Raw genomic sequence first — 17,425 nt, 5'->3', positions numbered from 1 at the left:
CACCCCTCCAAAGTTCACTTACCACTCTAATGTCAGCGTCAGCGTATCCATATAAATTCCAGCCATTTCATTCCCATTTATTGTCGCCTTTGCCCAGATAGGAAACTGAATATTATCTGGGTCTTGGTCGGTATCGACGGAATATTGCGTGTCAATATCAAGCACCTGCGTATAATTTAGATCCTGAAACAAAAAGTAATCTACCGTTGTCGCTTCTTCACTGTGCTTTAGCTTACGTACACCGTCCGATGCATTCATCCCGCCATTTACGGAAACATTCATCGTAATACCCGGAGTACAACTTAATGTGAGTGATGAACTGTAAGTGATGCTGCCTTGTACTTCCGTCGCGTAAACTGAAGAATGCTCACCAAAATCTAACGTGCCTATTTGCCCAGCTTGGGTTGCGCTTTCTTCTTGTACTGCGCCGTTAATCAAACAACCTGTATCTACGGTGGCAGACACCTGAAAAGTTTGTGTCGCATCAGCCAGCACAGTTAAAGAGCACAAACTCATCGCGACAAGTGAAAAGCCCCTAACAACCAGCGTCACGTTTTACCAGCTTAGCGTCACACTGATGGTATCGGAGTATGTGCCGGCAATGCTGCTCGTACCGTAAGCTTTCGCAAAAAGCTCAATAGTTTGCGATGTTGCACTAGTAAATTCAGACAGAGCTACCGTCCCGCCTTGTATAATTTGTGTGCTTCGGTCTGAGTCGGTAAACAACGTATAATCAATAAATTGCGCGCCATTTGACATCGCGTAGGTACCAACGGTCGCACTTGCATCATACAATCCGGTGCCCAATGTAAACGTCGGTGTCACACCGTTACTACAAAGCACTTCAATACCCGTAGCACTACCACCATTTACCACACCATCTTGTTCACTGAAGATTGCAGGCACGTCTCCAAAGGCGAGTGAGCCAAAGCCAACGCCAGAAGCTGCATCTACCGCATTGTTTCCATTAATCACACAACCTTGTACAAGGTTAATTGAAACATCAATCGTACCGCTCACTGACGCTCCACTCGCTTGCCAACTAAATGAGGTTAAGAGCAGAGGCATCATCAGATAAAATCTTTTCATATAAAGCTCCATTTTTACATTCCACTGTATATCGGTAACCTTTTTATTAGTTATAGCTCAATTATGACAAACCAAATGCATATAAAATGTAAAACAATAAAAAGAAGCAGGATAAGGATAAAGACGAACAGCAAATAAAAATATTAAACTTAAAAGTGACGATTTTTAAGCATGTAATGCTAAAAAATAACCACTAAAAACAAATGGTTATTATCTTGTTCCAAATACAGAATCGACAATGAGTTAGAAGGTAGGGTGAAGTTGAGTGGAAAAAATCTAAAAAAAGTAGCAGAACGACACGAGAAGTTTAGAAAAGATTGGCGACCATTTCTTCCCGAAACAAGAATCTTCATGAAACAAAAATGCGCCCCAAAAAGGAGCGCATTTCTTACTTGAATAAGTTATTCCCAATCAAGAATAACTTTGCCTGACATACCGCTGCGCATTACATCGAAGCCTTCTTGGAAGTCATCAATCTTGTAGTGGTGCGTGATGATTGGCGATAGATCCAGACCAGATTGGATCAGTGAAGCCATCTTGTACCAAGTTTCGAACATTTCGCGACCGTAGATACCTTTGATCACCAAGCCTTTGAAGATAACTTGGTTCCAGTCGATACCCATGTCTGACGGTGGAATACCTAGTAGTGCAATGCGACCACCGTGGTTCATTGTGGTTAGCATTGAGTTGAATGCTGCTGGGTTACCAGACATTTCTAGACCAACGTCGAAGCCTTCTGTCATGCCTAGCTCAGCCATTACGTCTTCTAGCTTCTCTTCAGCCACGTTTACTGCGCGTGTTACACCCATCTTACGAGCAAGTTCTAGACGGTATTCGTTCACGTCTGTGATCACTACGTGGCGAGCACCAACGTGTTTTGCTACTGCAGCTGCCATGATACCGATTGGGCCAGCACCTGTGATAAGCACGTCTTCGCCTACTAGGTCGAAAGAAAGTGCTGTGTGTACTGCGTTACCAAACGGGTCAAAGATAGACGCTAGATCGTCAGAGATGCCTTCAGGGATCTTGAACGCGTTGAACGCTGGGATCACTAGGTATTCAGCGAATGCACCTTCACGGTTAACGCCCACACCAATCGTGTTGCGACATAGGTGAGTACGGCCGCCACGACAGTTACGACAGTGACCACACGTGATGTGACCTTCGCCAGATACGCGGTCACCGATTTCAAAGCCACGAACTTCCTGACCAATCGCAACCACTTCACCCACGTATTCGTGACCAACAACCATAGGCACTGGAATTGTCTTTTGTGACCATTCGTCCCAGTTGTAGATGTGTACGTCTGTACCACAGATAGCGGTTTTCTTAATTTTGATCAGAATGTCGTTATGGCCAACTTCTGGTTTATCAACCTCAGTCATCCAGATGCCTTCTTCAGGCTTTAGCTTTGATAATGCTTTAATTTTCATAATGTAACCTTAATTAAAGGCCCTATTGTCTAAGGCCTAGAATCTTAAATAAGACCCATGTCCTTACCAACTTGGATGAACGCGTCGATTGCACGGTCTAGCTGCTCGCGAGAGTGCGCCGCAGACATTTGAGTACGGATACGTGCTTGACCTTTTGGTACTACAGGGAATGAGAAGCCGATTACGTAGATGCCTTTCTCCAGCGCACGCTCTGCGAATTCTGCTGCTACTTTTGCGTCACCAAGCATGATCGGAATGATTGCGTGGTCAGCACCACCCATTGTGAAACCAGCGTCTTCCATACGAGTACGGAAGTGTGCTGCGTTTTCCCATAGACGATCACGTAGGTCACCGCTCTCTTCTAGTAGATCTAGAACGCGGATAGAAGCGCTTACGATTGCTGGTGCAACAGAGTTAGAGAATAGGTATGGACGAGAACGCTGACGTAGCCAGTCAATCACTTCCGCTTTACCAGATGTGTAACCGCCTGAAGCGCCGCCCATTGCTTTGCCTAGCGTACCAGTGATGATGTCGATACGGTCAACTACGTTGTGGTGCTCGTGCGTACCTGCACCTGTTTTGCCCATGAAGCCAACAGCGTGAGAGTCATCAACCATAGTCAACGCGCCGTACTTCTCTGCTAGGTCACAGATAGCCGGAAGGTTTGCTACTACGCCGTCCATTGAGAACACACCGTCCGTTACGATAAGAATGTGGCGAGCACCTGCTTCTTTCGCAGCGATCAGTTGTTGCTCTAGCTCTTCCATGTTGTTGTTTGAGTAGCGGAAACGCATTGCTTTACATAGACGAACACCGTCGATGATTGACGCGTGGTTTAAAGCGTCAGAGATGATTGCGTCTTCTTTGCCTAGAATAGTTTCAAATAGGCCCGCGTTTGCGTCGAAACATGATGTGTAAAGAATCGTATCTTCTTTACCTAGGAACTTAGAAAGCTTCTGCTCAAGCTCTTTGTGGATGTCTTGCGTACCACAGATAAAACGTACTGAAGCCATACCAAAGCCGTGCTCGTCCATGCCTGCTTTACCCGCTTCGATAAGTGCCGGGTGGTTAGCAAGACCAAGGTAGTTGTTCGCACAGAAGTTTAGTACTTCTTCACCAGTAGAGATTTTAACAGCCGCTTGCTGTTGAGACGTAATGACACGCTCTGATTTGTAAAGGCCTTCCGCCTTTACTTCTTCGATTTGCTGCTGAATCTGTTGGTAGAATGCAGAAGACATTTGAAATTCCTTCCTAGTTATTTTGGCGAGTATTTACTCGTTTAGAATTAGGCTTAGCCTTTATGTGACGGGCGTCACGGGCTATCACTCATCAATTAATTGTAGTGTAATTCAAGGAAGGAGGAAGGATTATACCTTAAGGTGGAAAAGCATTAATGAATCCTAGGCACAAGTTCGATTAATGCTTTTCTATAAGGTTGTTATAAAAGGAATTATAGCCAGGTAGGCTTAGCCAAAAGTGTTTCAAAGTCCTTAGCAGGTAATGGTCGGCTATAGTGGAAACCTTGTCCGAACTCACAGTTTAGGTTTTTCAGGTAATCCACATGACGCTGTTCTTCGATGCCTTCTGCGACGATCTTAAGATCCAGCGCTTTCGCCATTGCTATGATTACGTTCACAAGCTCGCGGTCTGAGTCGTTCTCGAACATATTTTGCATAAAGCTACGATCAATCTTTAAGCGGTCGAACGGAAACTTCTGCAAGTAACTCAGCGCAGAATAACCAGTACCAAAATCATCAATAGTAAGTTTGGTGCCTAACGCTCGTAAGTTATTAAGCATGTCTAATAGCTCAGAATCGTGATTAAAGAGGAGACTTTCTGTCACTTCAATATCGAACTTATCTGACGGAAGACCAGACTCCTCAAGGCTGTGTTTAATAAACGTAAGTAAGCGCTCGCAGTACCTAAATTGAACACTAGAAAAGTTTACAGAAACAAACAACGGAGTCAGACTTTGCCATTGTGCCGCTTGTCGACACGCTTGTTGAATAGCAAACTCACCAATTTGATGAATTAAACCATTTTTCTCTGCAATAGAGATAAACTCTTCAGGGTTTACGAATCCGTACTTGTCATCATTCCAACGCATTAGCGCTTCTGCCCCTACGATTTTACCACTACTCAGCTCAATAATTGGCTGATAATACAGCTCTAACAACTGATTGGAGATCGCACTTCTCAGACGATTTTCCAGATCCAAATAGCGTTGCAAATCTTGGTTCATATTATGGTTATAAAAACAAAAGCCATCACGCCCATCTTGTTTCGCCCGATACATTGCCATATCTGCACATGCAAGAAGCTGCTCAGCGTTGTCTCCGTCATCCGGAAACACAGACATTCCGACGCTACTACTCAAGAAGAATTCATGGTTGTTCCAAACAAACGGATCGTTAAACGCCGAAAGTACACTTGAAGCAACTCGCTTTGCAGTATCATTATCAGGCAAATCAGGGATGACGAGTAAAAACTCATCCCCACCAATTCTCGCCAATAAGTCTGTTTTTCTCGCGACTTGATACAGTCGCTGAGCACTGAGTTTAAGGATTTCATCCCCAACAAAGTGTCCCATTGAATCGTTAATCTGCTTGAAGTGGTCTAAGTCGATGAACATCACCAAAACTTTAGACCCACTACGCGATGCCCTAATTAACTCCAAAGCCAATCGCTCGGAACCATAACTACGATTAGGCAAATTAGTTAATGTGTCATATTTAGCTTGGAAGGCGAGTTCTTTTTCAGACGCTTTTCGACGTTCAATTTCGTTCGTTAATTTTTTATTCTGTTGAGAAAGAATATCTTTACGCTTTTTTTCTTCCTCAAGCTTAATTTTCAATTCAATCCTATTATTGTTCGTGATGAATGCATAACATAAAGCAATGACGATCATAACGGCCAGAATACTCAAACCAATAATAAAGAGCCGTGATGTAAATATATCTCGTTCACTCAAAGGCTCGAACCACGCCATCAATTTAAAGTGATGTTTATCCACAGGCACTTCAAAGTAAATTTTTCCGTCTACAGCCTCAGAAACGAAATAGTTCTCATCCTTATTGTGAGAAGGTGTTTTATTTATGGTATCCCATACAACCATTTCCACGTCTTTTATTTTTAGCACCATTCGGCTATAACTATCTTCGTGTTCTTGGTTAGTAAGTTGGTCAATAACAATATTCTTATTAAGATCGGCAATTAAAAAAGCAACAGGCTTTCCGGAGAACTTAACTTGCTTAATGACTTGAATGCGAACGTCATCATTGTATCGCGTCGCACAAACCTCTTCGGGATGCCCGTGTTGAGTCATTAAGGTTTGTATGTCCATTTTGTGCTCGGCAAGGTTTTCAGATCCAGTGGTGACAATGGTGACTCCATCACTGCCTACCAGCGTGAGCTTCTTATAGATTTGGCTGCTATTAATTAGCTTACTGTCTATCTTCTCATCGAAGCGACGCTTTAAATTAATTAGACTGGCTCCTAATCCATACTCCATTGACATGCCAGAAGCTAAATTACCAAAGAATGTTTGTATTGTTTTATCTGTAGCTAGATTATCAACATCTTCACTCGCTATGGTAAATAAATTATCGAGTGTGCTTGCATAACTTTTTACTTTTAAATCTAGTTCTCTGTATTGAGATTCTTTTAACTTATTTTGACCTACGCTAGTCACAGTAATAAGCATAGCTAAGTAAATTGAAACTAATATTGCGCTTATTGTAATAAATCTTTTACTGGAAAATTTTTTAACGGCCTTATTCATCGGAGTTTCTTTTTATCTTCTATAAAGTAATCGTTATAAAAGTAGTAAATAGATGGATAGTATTTTTTTACTAGTTTTTCGTATGAACCGTCTTGTTTTATCGAGTCTAAATAACGATCAAATGCTTTGCGTAATTCAGGGGAATTTTTACGGAATGCAACAGCCATTTTTTGATTCTCAGATATAGGGCCAATGACTTTTATTTCACCCGGCCATTTTTCGAGGGCAATTAGCGTATCCGCAACATCTAATAATGTGCTTTCCGCGTCATTTTTCATTATCGCTGGAACCATCTCATTAAGGAGACGCGCCCCATCAGGTAATATAACTTTTGCACCTGTGTCATATAAGTCATAAAGGTTAGGATCCAAGCAAGAATGTTCTAAAGCTAACACTTCGCGACCATCGATCAGCTGCTTGACGTTTTTAACATCTTCATCGACCGACCCACTTGGTTTAATCGGGCTCAGACTAGAGTCGGATCTGGAAACCAACCATACACCTGAAGGAAAATAATCTTGTGAAAAATCGACAACCTCAGAACGCCAATCAAGAATAGTAACGCCATTTGCGATCAAATCGCCTTCAATTGGAACACTTTCTCCGACAACAGCCTGCTTGTTGTGATATTGCACATTTTGCCCTGTCAACTTACCAACCACGTCGCTCCACTGTGCTGGAACATACTGGTACTGAACACCTAACGACTTGGCAAAACCTTTTATTATCTCTACATCCAAGCCAGTCAAAGTTTCCACTTCACCTTGTTCAATATAGGAGACAAAGTTAGCGTACGGGACACCAATGTGACGCAGTACACCACGTTCACGGATTTGTTGTAAATCGTCTGACCAAGCGGCAGACGACGCAACAGAGGTAACCATGAGCGCCACCGTCGCTAAAGTTCTTTTGAATGTTATGACTGACATAATAATATCCTTACCTTTCACAAAGCGCCCAATAATGGGCGCTTGAGTGATAAACAACGATGTTAGAACGACGAGTAATACAAATTCGTCATCGCCACTACGAGCCCTTCCACATCTTGTTCGTCATGGAACAAATGCGTAGAGATACGCAGCGCGTAAGTATCAAAGTCATCATCCTTATGCAGCTTAAAGCTAGTCGTACGGATGATGTAACCATACTCTTCACGTAAACGATCTCGGAATTCCGTCAGTATCTCTTCATTAGTTACATCGGAGAACGGGTTAACCGTCGTTAAGCCACTGGTTAAGCCTTCCACGTTTGGTGAATACATTTTGGCTTGTGGTAAGTACTCTTGAAGCAAGGTTTTACATAAACTTCCAAGGCTTACAACTCGCTCTTCGATACGGTCTCGACCAATCTCATCCCACATTTTGCAACTATCAACTAGTGCTTGTTTCGCAGGATAGTTATCGTTACCAATGTATTGCATTTGCAGCTGTTTACCCAGGTAATCAGCATGAGAAAGTGAGGAGTTGATCAACCATAACGGGTTCTCTCGGTCGCTCCAATACTCATTCAAACGGTTACCGTTATCACGAACATACAGAATACCTGTCGCGCCCGGACCACACTGCCACTTATGACCAGATCCTGCATAGAAATCACAATCCATATCGTGGAAATCAAGGTCAAACATACCGACCGTATGAGCGCCATCAACAAGAGTAGGCACACCATACTCTTTTGCTAAAGCACAAATGGCTTTTGCTGGTAGCGCGGTTCCTGTTTTGTATGTGATATGAGAGAAAACAATTAGGCGAACGTTTTGATTCGTATCAAGCGCGTCTCGGAACGCTTGAATGTAATCTTGCTCAGAAACGTTTTCAGTACCAGTAAATACTGGTAGTTGAATTTCTACCACATCCACACCAAAACGATGTTTCGCTACGTTCATAGGTGATGTTGCAGCAATATGTTCATGGTGTGTCGTTAGAATCACATCACCTGGTTCAAAGTGTAAGCCATTAATGATCGAGCATAAGCCATCAGTAGTGTTGCGGCTGAGAATGATCTCTTCTGGGTTAGCACCAAAACCTGGTGCGACGTCTTTAACCATCTCAGAAACATACGGCCAAGAGCCAAATTTGCCTTTCATATCCCAAGGATATTTAGCCACTAGCTTGTTGTTATGCTCGTAATCTTCAAGAACATGTTTTGGCATTGAACCTGTTGTACCAATGTTCATGTAAGTGGTTCGTTTGTCCAAAACGAACTGTCTTCGCACTTTACGCCAGAAGCGCTTATCATGTTTTCTACCTAGCCCGCGGCTGCTCCAATCAATTTTCTGTTCTCGTGCTTGAGCTACGCCTGAGAAAGCGGAAGCACTCACACCAGCAACAACAGCTCCTGTTGCGCCTTTCAGAAAATTACGGCGGCTGCTATTAGTCTGAATAGATTCCTTGTCTTTCATCTTTTTCAATCCTTGTCGGAAATTAGCCATATTATTAATTTTAAGTGCGTAACTATCTGTTACTAAAACATTATTACCCATTACAATCAGAGTTTAATTTTTTCCTCTGCCATTAAGTGACTTTAGTTCCAATTTTTTATCTTATTTGATGATATAAGCAACAGTTTGACCACAAATCTATAAACAACAATGTTCACATTAATATATTCGTTAATTTGATTATTCTTTATTGCGGACAATTCCACCAAATTCTTTATAAAACAATTATGAGCTTTGTTATAAAGTCATTAAAAATTTAACTTTGCGTTAATTTAAAAATATTCAGGCTATTTTAAGATTGGCGTCTATTCTTTTTATATCTTAACGATCTCAACATGTTAAGACTAAATAAAAGAAAGCTGATTTCGGATCGAGATATCAGTTTAAGACCATAAAGTGATACACATCACTCTATGACATAAACTCACCGCTCAACAGACATAAGTAAAACAGGTTTTCACTAATATGTGCTTGAGCGTACACCCTAAAAGAAGGAGGTCCCATGTTAAAAGGATTGCTATGCATTTCAGTTGCATCCGCTCTTGTCGCCGCCCCTAACGTGCTAGCAAAAACGGTAGAAATGACTGCTCTCAACACCAATGAGAGTGCGGGTACCATTGAGATTTCACAAAGTGATTATGGCGTTGTTTTTACGCCTCAATTATCAGGTTTGTCAGCAGGTGTGCACGGTTTCCATATTCACACTAATCCATCTTGCGATAGCATAGAAAAGGATGACAAAACCGTATTAGGCGGCGCAGCAGGTGGCCATTATGATCCTAACAACACAGGGAAGCATGGCTATCCTTGGACCGATGACAATCATTTAGGCGACTTGCCTCCACTCTATGTGGACATGGACGGCAATGCCAATCAGCCCGTTGTCGCTCCTCGCCTAAAATTATCGGATTTAAAAGGTCGAGCGTTAATGATCCATGCAGGTGGTGACAATCACTCCGATCACCCAAATAAGCTAGGTGGTGGTGGCGCTCGCGTCGTATGTGGTGTTATTGAATAAACATTAACTTTATGTCTCACACTTCTCTTTAGATTGCGAGAAGTGTGAACTTCTGTTGATACTGAGAGGAGGTTGCATTGGTCTCAAGATAGCTGTGGTGAAGCATTAAGATCGATTGAACAATCTTCGTCCCGATCCCCAAAGAACCGCCCTCCGCTTCTTCCTCGATGTGATTGACGAAGGTAAAGTGGATACGTGACTTATCCTCACTCAAATGCGCTTGGCAATGCACTTCCGAGCCGATTGGGCTGTGACGCAATGCATTTTCAAGCAAGTTAAGCACCAACCGCTCTAAAAGACCTTTATCACCCACGGTTTGGATTTCGCTATCGATATCCACTTTCAACACCACTTCTTTACGAGAAAACTGGCTCTGCATCGTTTCGGCACATTCTGCCATCAACGCGCCAAGATCTACGGGGCGGTACTCGTAGTTTGGCATTGGAGCTTCTTTGCGCGCGGCGTCTAACAAAGAATGCAGTTGAGTTGAGAGCTTCTCACAATTTCGGAAAGCGACGTCGATCAAAGGATCGGATTCCGGATGTTGCAAACGCCACGTTTCCAAATAGCCCAGCACGCTCGATAACGGCGTTTTTAAATCATGACTAAGCTGCAACAAGCTTTGACGACGATGAGACGATTGATACTCCAACTGTAAAAACTGCTGCTGAATGTGCTTCGCCATCATCTGATAAGAGTGCGCAATCGGCACGAGTTCTGGCACTTGGTGAGTGAAATCAGGTTGCAGGCGGAAATCATGTTCAGCTTGCTGTTGAAGTTGTTTGGTCACACGCTCAATCGGGTTCAACAGACTACGTTTGACCAGCACATAAGCCCCAAAAGCAAAGCCTAAAATGGACACTAAGACCAGTCCTGCCAGCGCGATATAAGGAGTATCGACTTGAGCATTGGCAATGGCGTCATGTCGGGTACTGCCAATCACCACGTAGAGATAACCGACCGTAGAGCCTAATTCCTCTATCGCCGCGACAGAGAAGACTTTGTGCTCACCACGATTACGTGGGTCTTCACCCAAAATAGGAAAAGGTTGGTCATTTAAGAATTGCTTAATGGGATTGAGATCCACCTTACCCATGATCTCCGCCCCTTCTGGTGCAGCATGGGTGGTGATGTTGCCTTGGCTATCGAGAAAGTAGATTTCAAAGTCAGGACCGATCAGCATGAGCGTGTGAAAGATCGACTTGAGTGCTTTAGGGTTGTAATCCGTGCCGATCATTAGCGGATTATCGTCACGCATATGGCTAGCTAGCTCTTTATGCAGGCTTTGCTTAGTGCGTAACTCAATGGTTTCTTTTTGCCAATTGTAAGTCAGTGCAATCACCACCGCCGCGAGGCAGAACCACAAGCTAGTAAATACTACCAAGCGAGATTTGAAGCTCATCCTATCGCCTCCTTAAACAGCGGTGTTTTTGAAACACCCGTGATGATTAAAAAATGACGGTGAAAACAACTGCCGACTTACTGTCTTGGCTTGATGTTTTGACTTACTTTCTTGCATTAGTGTCTTGGCTGAAACTTATATCCAACACCCCACACGGTTTGAATGAAGTGATGATCAGAGTCAGACAACGACAGCTTGCTGCGTAAACGGTTAATGGTGCTACACACCGTATGGTGATAACCAGAATGACTGGTGTTCCAAACGTGATCGAGCAATTCATCTTTACTGTAGACTCTGCCCGGACGAGTCGCGAGAAACTGCAGCAAAGTAAACTCTGTCGCGGTAAGAGTGACGTCTTTGTCGTTTAGGGATACTTGGTGCAACTCCGGAATGATTCTCAGCGGACCAAAATCCATCGCATCATCGAGGACTTCGTTTGCTACTTTGACTTCTGCGGTTTGGCTGACTCTGCGTAGCACGTTTCGCACTCGTGCTTGGAATTCTAATACGCTAAATGGCTTGGTGATGTAGTCATCAACGCCCGCTTCTAAGCCGTCTACCTTGTCCATTTCACCGTCTCTGGCTGTCAGCATGAGCACTGGACTCCAATCTTGTTGCTGACGCAAATAATGGCAAATGTCTAGACCATCACCATCTGGTAAACCTCGGTCAAGGATCAATAAATCAAAGGGTTGTTGCTGGTATTGCGTTTTAGCATCGGCGACATTTGTGGCTCGCGATACTTGGTGTCCTTGAAACTTGAGATGCATCTGAACCAGTTCTGCCAAATCATCGTCATCTTCCACCAACAAGATGTTCGCGACTAAATTGATTGCCTGTTGTTCCATGGTCCTTTCCTTGCCTTCGAGTATCCTCACTTTGCACATGACCGGAACAAATTAGAAATTCTTTCAAAAAAGGTTCCGATGACGCCATGAGGGATAAAGCGCTCGGCTACAAGCGCTTTGGAAAGGAGACGTCATCGGAGCCTGTGTTACTCGACTCGAGTGATGGTGACTTTCGCACCTGGATTAAGGAAACGATGGTTCGCAGAAAGTGCTGAGTTTGCTAATCCGTCATCTTGGCTAACAACACCCGCATGAAAAGCAACAATGTCATTGCTGTCATTACGTGCGGCATTGAAACCCTCACCGCCACCTGCTGGGCCTGGAATGGTTGCGGCAAGTTCATCGTTCAGTTCCGTGCCAGAATCCCAAACGTTCATGCTCATTTCATAGCTTTCACCCACTGCGAGCGATTTGAGCGATAGCCCCGTTTCGCCAACAAAGGCATCATTGGTATTCACAAACATAGACGCAACAGACAAGTAACCGTAACGACTAGGGTCAACCGTGATGGTGACTTCGTCCGATGCACCCGGCAACACCAATCCATTACCCGAAATACCTTGGTAAACACTGTCATTGCTGTTCATCAACTCAATCAGCTCAGCGTTACTCCCGCCTTCGGCAAGATGCTCAAGTTCAACAGATGCGGCTTGTCCAATTTCAAACAGTTGGTAGTCACCATTGTGAGTGAGTACCGCGAGCGGAGACATAGGTTGATTCGCAGTCAAGTTCGCCACGTTGACGGTGTAGCGGTACGATTTCACTACATCGTTATCATCATCGCTTGGACAACCGGCGAGCAAGCCGACTGAAGCTGCAACTAGTAAGATTCTGTATTTCATACATCCCCCTTACTTCACAACGATTGTGATGGTTGCAACTGGGTTTAACCAACGATGGCTGCTGCTGTCTAGGTCACTGATGCCGCCGGCTGGATCGCTATCACCAAGGTTACCCGGATGCACGTGAACTTTGTCGTTAGTTACCGTTGCTTCAACGCCTGTGCCGCCAGTACCAAAGGTAATGAAAGGTGGGTTTGGCATGCTAGACGCAAGTTCATCGTTCGCTTCTGTACCGGCATCGTAACTTCTTAGCGTTGCTCGGTATGTACCCGCTTCCGTTGGAATCTTCCAACTATCCAGACCGACGAAACCATCATTGGTTGGCAACAACATCGCGCTCAGAGAAAGATAACCGTGGTCGCCACTGTCCAAGGTGAAGGTGGTTGCAACACCCGGATTCAAAATGCCACCAGCAGGATTCTCAACCACCGCACCACCAGCGTTACCAATCACACTAGCAAGACCAGAGATATCACCGCCTTCTGCCATTGCTTCTAGTTCTGGCGTTGCTGCTTGACCCGTTCTGAACATTTGAAGATCAGAACCATGTGCGGCAACAATAAGAGGCGTAAAGTAGATGCCTTTGGTTGCGTTTGTCACGGTGATTTCCAATTCCGCCGCATTCACTGATGCAGAGCCTAGTGCCATAGCGACTGAAGTCATGACGAGTCCGAGTTGGGTACGTTTTTTCATTGTGATTCCATCCTTTAATGAGGGTTGAACTACCCAAGCCCATGTGTACGGCTTTACTTCTTTGTTCGTGACTTGAGTAGGTTAAGCATTACGTTTCGAACGTTTTGCGTTCTTGCCTCTAAGAATGACGAGCAAATCTATCAGCAACTTCATCGAATTCTCATAAAATTCTCACAAGTTCTGTTCGAATTCTGTCAGCAGCACTTTTTTACTCTTAATCAGGTGTTTACACGTCGCGCTTTCCCCTCCTACAATGCGATATTCCCTGTTTAAATCACGATTCTCACCATGATTCATAACGTTCTGTCTGCCTACTATGGCGAAATCTACGGCATCGCTTTTTTCAACCACTACTTGAGCCATTACACCCAAAGTGAACAACAAACACTGTGGCAAACCTTGATTGAAGTGGAAGAGCTAACCGCAGAAAAGCTCAAACCTGTACTGCTAACAAATGGCATGGATATCGAAAGTCGACACCAAGAGATGCTGGATAAAGGCTTGGCAGATGCAACTAAGTGGATTGGTTTACCATGGCAAGAGTTGGTGGCGACTCTTCTGAAGTGGGTAGAACCTTATGAGGTCAAATATCGAGAGTGGCATGAAGAAGTGAACGCTTCACAACAGTATTCAATCGCTGAGCGAGAAGCTATCGAGTTAATTGCAGACCATGAAACGGCCATTTATCACTGTTGGCAGCAATACCATACTGGTGAATCTGGCTTGCCTGCACTCAATGCATTTTTGGCAAAATATCGTTAAAGCGAGACGGTGACACTTGAACCTCGTGAAACCGTACCAGACAATATCGTTATTCCGCTGCGCAGAACTGAACAATTATGGTTAATCCAAAACTCATTGCCCTACTTCCTGATCTTGCTTCGTTTATCTTGGTGGTAAACGAAGGCAGTTTTACCGCTGCAGCCAAACAACTCGGCGTGACGCCATCGGCTTTAAGTAAGTTGATCACACGGTTGGAACAAGCCCTCTCGGTGAAACTGTTTGAGCGCACGACTCGTAAGTTGATCATCACTCAAGCAGGACAAAAGGTTTATGACCAAAGCATTGCAATGGTGAATGCCGCGCAGCAAGCCGTTGAGCTATCTGCGGAAGATCATTCTGAGCCAACAGGCGCACTCACAGTAGCAGCCCCTGAAGCATTTCTTAATTCGGTTCTTCAACCGTTTGTGTTGCCATTCCTAGAACGTTATCCAAATATTCAGCTTAAGCTGCGTGCAGCAGATGGTGAGATTGATCTTTTCCGCCAAGGTATTGATGTCGCCTTTAAGCTCACCGACAAACCCGATGAGAATCTGGTCCTCAAAGAGATCAGCAAGACCAATCTTGTTTTGTGCGCCTCTCCAGATTACCTTACCAAACACGGTATGCCAGAGCATCCGACTGAGCTTGAGCAGCACGATTGTATTTATCTTGCGGAGAACGACAAAGACAACATCTGGTCTTTCTTTAAAGAAGAAGCTTTCCACTCGATTGCCGTGAGTGGACGTTACGCCGTTAACCATTCTCAAATGCGCTTGAATGGCGTTAAGTCAGGCTTAGGAATTGGGATCTTCCATGACTTCGTAATCAAAGACGCGTTAGAGCAAGGGGAAGTGGTGGAAGTATTGCCGGATTGGATGATCAAGAGTAACTACCACGGCGCTATCGCGATGCAGTATGCGCAAACCAAATACATGCCTGCTCGTCTGCGCGTGTTTATCGACTTCGTTAAGGAGCATTTAGTCTCCGAGGACACTAACCATGCTTGAGGATACGAGCCATGTTTGAAGAGGCTAACCATGTTTAATGCTATTCATCACGTCGCGATCATTTGCAGCGACTACCCAAGGTCAAAACGCTTTTACACTGAAGTGTTGGGGTTAAAAGTCATTGCCGAGAACTATCGTGAAGCCAGAGACTCCTACAAGCTTGACCTCGCTTTACCTGACGGCAGTCAAGTTGAACTGTTTAGCTTTCCGGGCGCACCAGAGAGACCGAGCTTTCCTGAAGCGCAAGGGCTACGGCATCTCGCTTTTTTGGTTGATGATGTTGAACAGGTGAAAGCCTACCTAGAATCAAATGACGTTGAAGTTGAGCCAATTCGTATTGATGAATTCACAGGCAAAGCCTTTACCTTCTTCCAAGACCCAGATGGCTTGCCATTGGAGATTTACCAGAAATAAAAAGAGCCAGCACGTCGCTGGCTCTTTTACCATTCCATTCTTTGTCTGTTACTAATTCAACGCTGTTTTCAGCTTCTCAACGCGGTTAAACAACAGCCAATCCAGTGCAAGAACCGTAACAATCGCGAAACCGCCCATCGGGAACGCGAGACACAATATCACTAACGTTACTAAGCCAAGCTTCCAAATACTGTCTTGCTGAAACTTAGGTGGCGCCCCTAATGCAGCACTGCGACTTGGTCTACGAATCCACCACATCACCACGCCTGTGATTGAGATTAAGATGAACGCCAAACAGAACACTACGTTGAGTACTTTGTTCAATATACTCACATCACCTTGATGCAATGACACACCTGCCGCCATGAACTTGGCAAATAGGCTGTAATCTTGCCACGTTACATCCACCAACAAGCGACCGGAATACTGGTCAAAGTGGCTGGTGCGATCTTGTCTTGGGTCAGAGATATCGCCACCCATAGAGTTAGCTGCAACGGTGTAAACGCCCGTCTCAGAGCGTGGCAAAAACAGCTTATAGCCAGTGAAGCCCATCATTTCAGCCTTGAGGATGATATCATCAATGGAGAGCGCATCATGACTGCCTGCGTATGCCATATCTTCCTTCATATTGGCATGATCATGAGCGGGCTTATCTTTCGACTCTGGCACAGCAGCAAGCTCTAAGTTCCATGGCATCTCTTCTGATGCACCATGGTTAAGATCTTTATGTGTCAGTGTGGATTCCGGTTTCTCACCCCATATGTAATAGGTTGGGAAGGTATTCCAAGCTTGTACCATTTTCGCACCCCAGATCCCTGCCCACGACAATCCTGAAATCAAAAAGAACAACAGCACAATCGACAGCACACCACCTAAATTCGCATGCAGGTCACGAATCAAAATTCGAGGGCCATTGTTAAAGCGGATTTTCAAAAAGCCGGCGCGGCTGGCGTTGTCTCTAGGTAACCAAAGGTACAAACCAGACACCAACAGCAAAATCCCCAAACTTGCGGCGATTTCAATTAAGCGGTCACCTAGGTCGCCGATGAGCAAGGTGCCGTGAATGCTGTTCATCAGTTCATAGATGCTATCACCACGATTAATGGTGCCTTGTACGTCTCCTGTGTAAGGATTTACTGCAACAATCAGAGAGCTGCCTTCTTGGTTTTGAATCGAGAATCGGTTGGCAATATCGGCCGTTTTAGCAGGTACAAATTGAGTGACATTAAAATCGGGATACGCCTGCTTTACGGTTTCTAATTGTGCAGAGACAGGAACCATTTGTTCTTGTGGTGAAACTTGTAATGTCGCTTCGTATCGAGCCAGTTCGATTTCATCATCAAACAACATCACCAACCCCGTGAGGGAAAGCATGAGCATAAATGGAATGACGAACAAACCTGCGTAAAAGTGCCATCGCCACGTCATAAAGTAGATGGATTTTGCGCGTGAGGCTTCCTTGAGTTGAGGCTTTGCCGAGTTTCTCAACATGTGTATTTTCCTTTTTTCATTGTTGAACACCCAAATTCAGTCAAACGCATCCTGCACATACACATTTGTATGCGGCGCTAATTGACTTAGATTTGGGAGTACCACTGCTCGAAGTGGCAGTGTTGCTGACTGTATACCCAAGTGACTTCAAGATGCTGGATTCAGAGCGTTGTCATTGATTCGAGTGCAAAGAAAACAACGCTGT

General features: G+C 44.4%; 16 protein-coding genes. 4 read left to right on the top strand and 12 right to left on the bottom strand.

Translation table 11 applies throughout. The annotated features are described in order from the left end of the window. Positions 1-18: 18 nt before the first annotated feature. From R7P69_RS01710 to R7P69_RS01680, 7 genes are all read right to left on the bottom strand, one after another. Complete coding sequence (locus R7P69_RS01710; protein ID WP_017820521.1) at positions 19-516, bottom strand: spore coat U domain-containing protein; 498 nt, start codon at positions 514-516, stop codon at positions 19-21. Between the two features lie 39 nt (positions 517-555). Further along, a complete protein-coding gene (locus tag R7P69_RS01705; protein WP_005375099.1) occupies positions 556-1,101 on the bottom strand; it encodes a spore coat U domain-containing protein in 546 nt (181 codons plus the stop codon). Positions 1,102-1,490: 389 nt separating this feature from the next. Continuing rightward, positions 1,491-2,522, bottom strand: coding sequence for an L-threonine 3-dehydrogenase (gene tdh / locus R7P69_RS01700; RefSeq protein ID WP_005383983.1), 1,032 nt, complete (start codon positions 2,520-2,522; stop codon positions 1,491-1,493). Between the two features lie 44 nt (positions 2,523-2,566). After that, positions 2,567-3,760, bottom strand: a complete 1,194-nt coding sequence (locus tag R7P69_RS01695) for a glycine C-acetyltransferase (protein WP_005375095.1) — start codon at positions 3,758-3,760, stop codon at positions 2,567-2,569. Positions 3,761-3,972: 212 nt separating this feature from the next. Further along, positions 3,973-6,303, bottom strand: coding sequence for a putative bifunctional diguanylate cyclase/phosphodiesterase (locus R7P69_RS01690; RefSeq protein ID WP_085569381.1), 2,331 nt, complete (start codon positions 6,301-6,303; stop codon positions 3,973-3,975). Beyond that, positions 6,300-7,232 (bottom strand): transporter substrate-binding domain-containing protein, encoded by a 933-nt coding sequence (locus R7P69_RS01685; protein WP_017820522.1) that lies wholly within the window; start codon positions 7,230-7,232, stop codon positions 6,300-6,302. The genes R7P69_RS01690 and R7P69_RS01685 overlap by 4 nt, the downstream gene beginning before the upstream one ends. 62 nt (positions 7,233-7,294) lie before the next feature. Further along, positions 7,295-8,704: an aminotransferase class V-fold PLP-dependent enzyme gene (locus tag R7P69_RS01680; protein WP_047102367.1), complete on the bottom strand. Its 1,410-nt coding sequence runs from the start codon at positions 8,702-8,704 to the stop codon at positions 7,295-7,297. A gap of 541 nt (positions 8,705-9,245) precedes the next feature. Between R7P69_RS01680 and R7P69_RS01675 the strand changes: the two genes are divergently transcribed. Further along, complete coding sequence (locus R7P69_RS01675) at positions 9,246-9,761, top strand: superoxide dismutase family protein (RefSeq protein WP_047102368.1); 516 nt, start codon at positions 9,246-9,248, stop codon at positions 9,759-9,761. Between the two features lie 28 nt (positions 9,762-9,789). Here the strand turns inward: R7P69_RS01675 and R7P69_RS01670 are convergent, their stop codons facing one another. The 4 genes from R7P69_RS01670 to R7P69_RS01655 form a co-directional block, all read right to left on the bottom strand. Beyond that, positions 9,790-11,163, bottom strand: a complete 1,374-nt coding sequence (locus R7P69_RS01670) for a sensor histidine kinase (protein WP_238952473.1) — start codon at positions 11,161-11,163, stop codon at positions 9,790-9,792. 116 nt (positions 11,164-11,279) lie between these two features. Next, the gene (locus tag R7P69_RS01665) at positions 11,280-12,011 is read right to left on the bottom strand and encodes a response regulator transcription factor (RefSeq protein ID WP_017635499.1); all 732 of its coding nucleotides are present in this window, start codon (positions 12,009-12,011) and stop codon (positions 11,280-11,282) included. A gap of 146 nt (positions 12,012-12,157) precedes the next feature. After that, positions 12,158-12,853 carry a spondin domain-containing protein gene (locus R7P69_RS01660; protein WP_238952472.1) on the bottom strand — a complete coding sequence of 232 codons (696 nt, stop codon included), beginning with the start codon at positions 12,851-12,853 and terminating at the stop codon, positions 12,158-12,160. A 9-nt stretch (positions 12,854-12,862) separates the two neighbouring features. Continuing rightward, positions 12,863-13,546, bottom strand: coding sequence for a spondin domain-containing protein (locus R7P69_RS01655; protein ID WP_033906705.1), 684 nt, complete (start codon positions 13,544-13,546; stop codon positions 12,863-12,865). Positions 13,547-13,834: 288 nt separating this feature from the next. Between R7P69_RS01655 and R7P69_RS01650 the strand changes: the two genes are divergently transcribed. The 3 genes from R7P69_RS01650 to R7P69_RS01640 all read left to right on the top strand — a co-directional run bounded on the left by R7P69_RS01650 (position 13,835) and on the right by R7P69_RS01640 (position 15,729). Further along, positions 13,835-14,308 carry a hypothetical protein gene (locus R7P69_RS01650; RefSeq protein ID WP_033906704.1) on the top strand — a complete coding sequence of 158 codons (474 nt, stop codon included), beginning with the start codon at positions 13,835-13,837 and terminating at the stop codon, positions 14,306-14,308. 77 nt (positions 14,309-14,385) lie between these two features. After that, positions 14,386-15,315, top strand: coding sequence for a LysR family transcriptional regulator (locus R7P69_RS01645; RefSeq protein ID WP_017635503.1), 930 nt, complete (start codon positions 14,386-14,388; stop codon positions 15,313-15,315). A gap of 30 nt (positions 15,316-15,345) precedes the next feature. Then, the gene (locus tag R7P69_RS01640; protein ID WP_009704980.1) at positions 15,346-15,729 is read left to right on the top strand and encodes a VOC family protein; all 384 of its coding nucleotides are present in this window, start codon (positions 15,346-15,348) and stop codon (positions 15,727-15,729) included. A gap of 51 nt (positions 15,730-15,780) precedes the next feature. Here R7P69_RS01640 and R7P69_RS01635 read toward each other — a convergent pair whose 3' ends face one another. Then, complete coding sequence (locus tag R7P69_RS01635) at positions 15,781-17,220, bottom strand: PepSY-associated TM helix domain-containing protein (RefSeq protein WP_238952465.1); 1,440 nt, start codon at positions 17,218-17,220, stop codon at positions 15,781-15,783. Positions 17,221-17,425: the final 205 nt, after the last annotated feature.

The sequence above is a fragment of the Vibrio sp. 661 genome (genome assembly GCF_033339315.1).
Taxonomy (GTDB): Bacteria; Pseudomonadota; Gammaproteobacteria; order Enterobacterales; family Vibrionaceae; genus Vibrio; species Vibrio alginolyticus.
The sequence above is the reverse complement of the archived record's forward strand: the minus strand, read 5'-3'. Positions and strand labels throughout refer to the sequence as shown.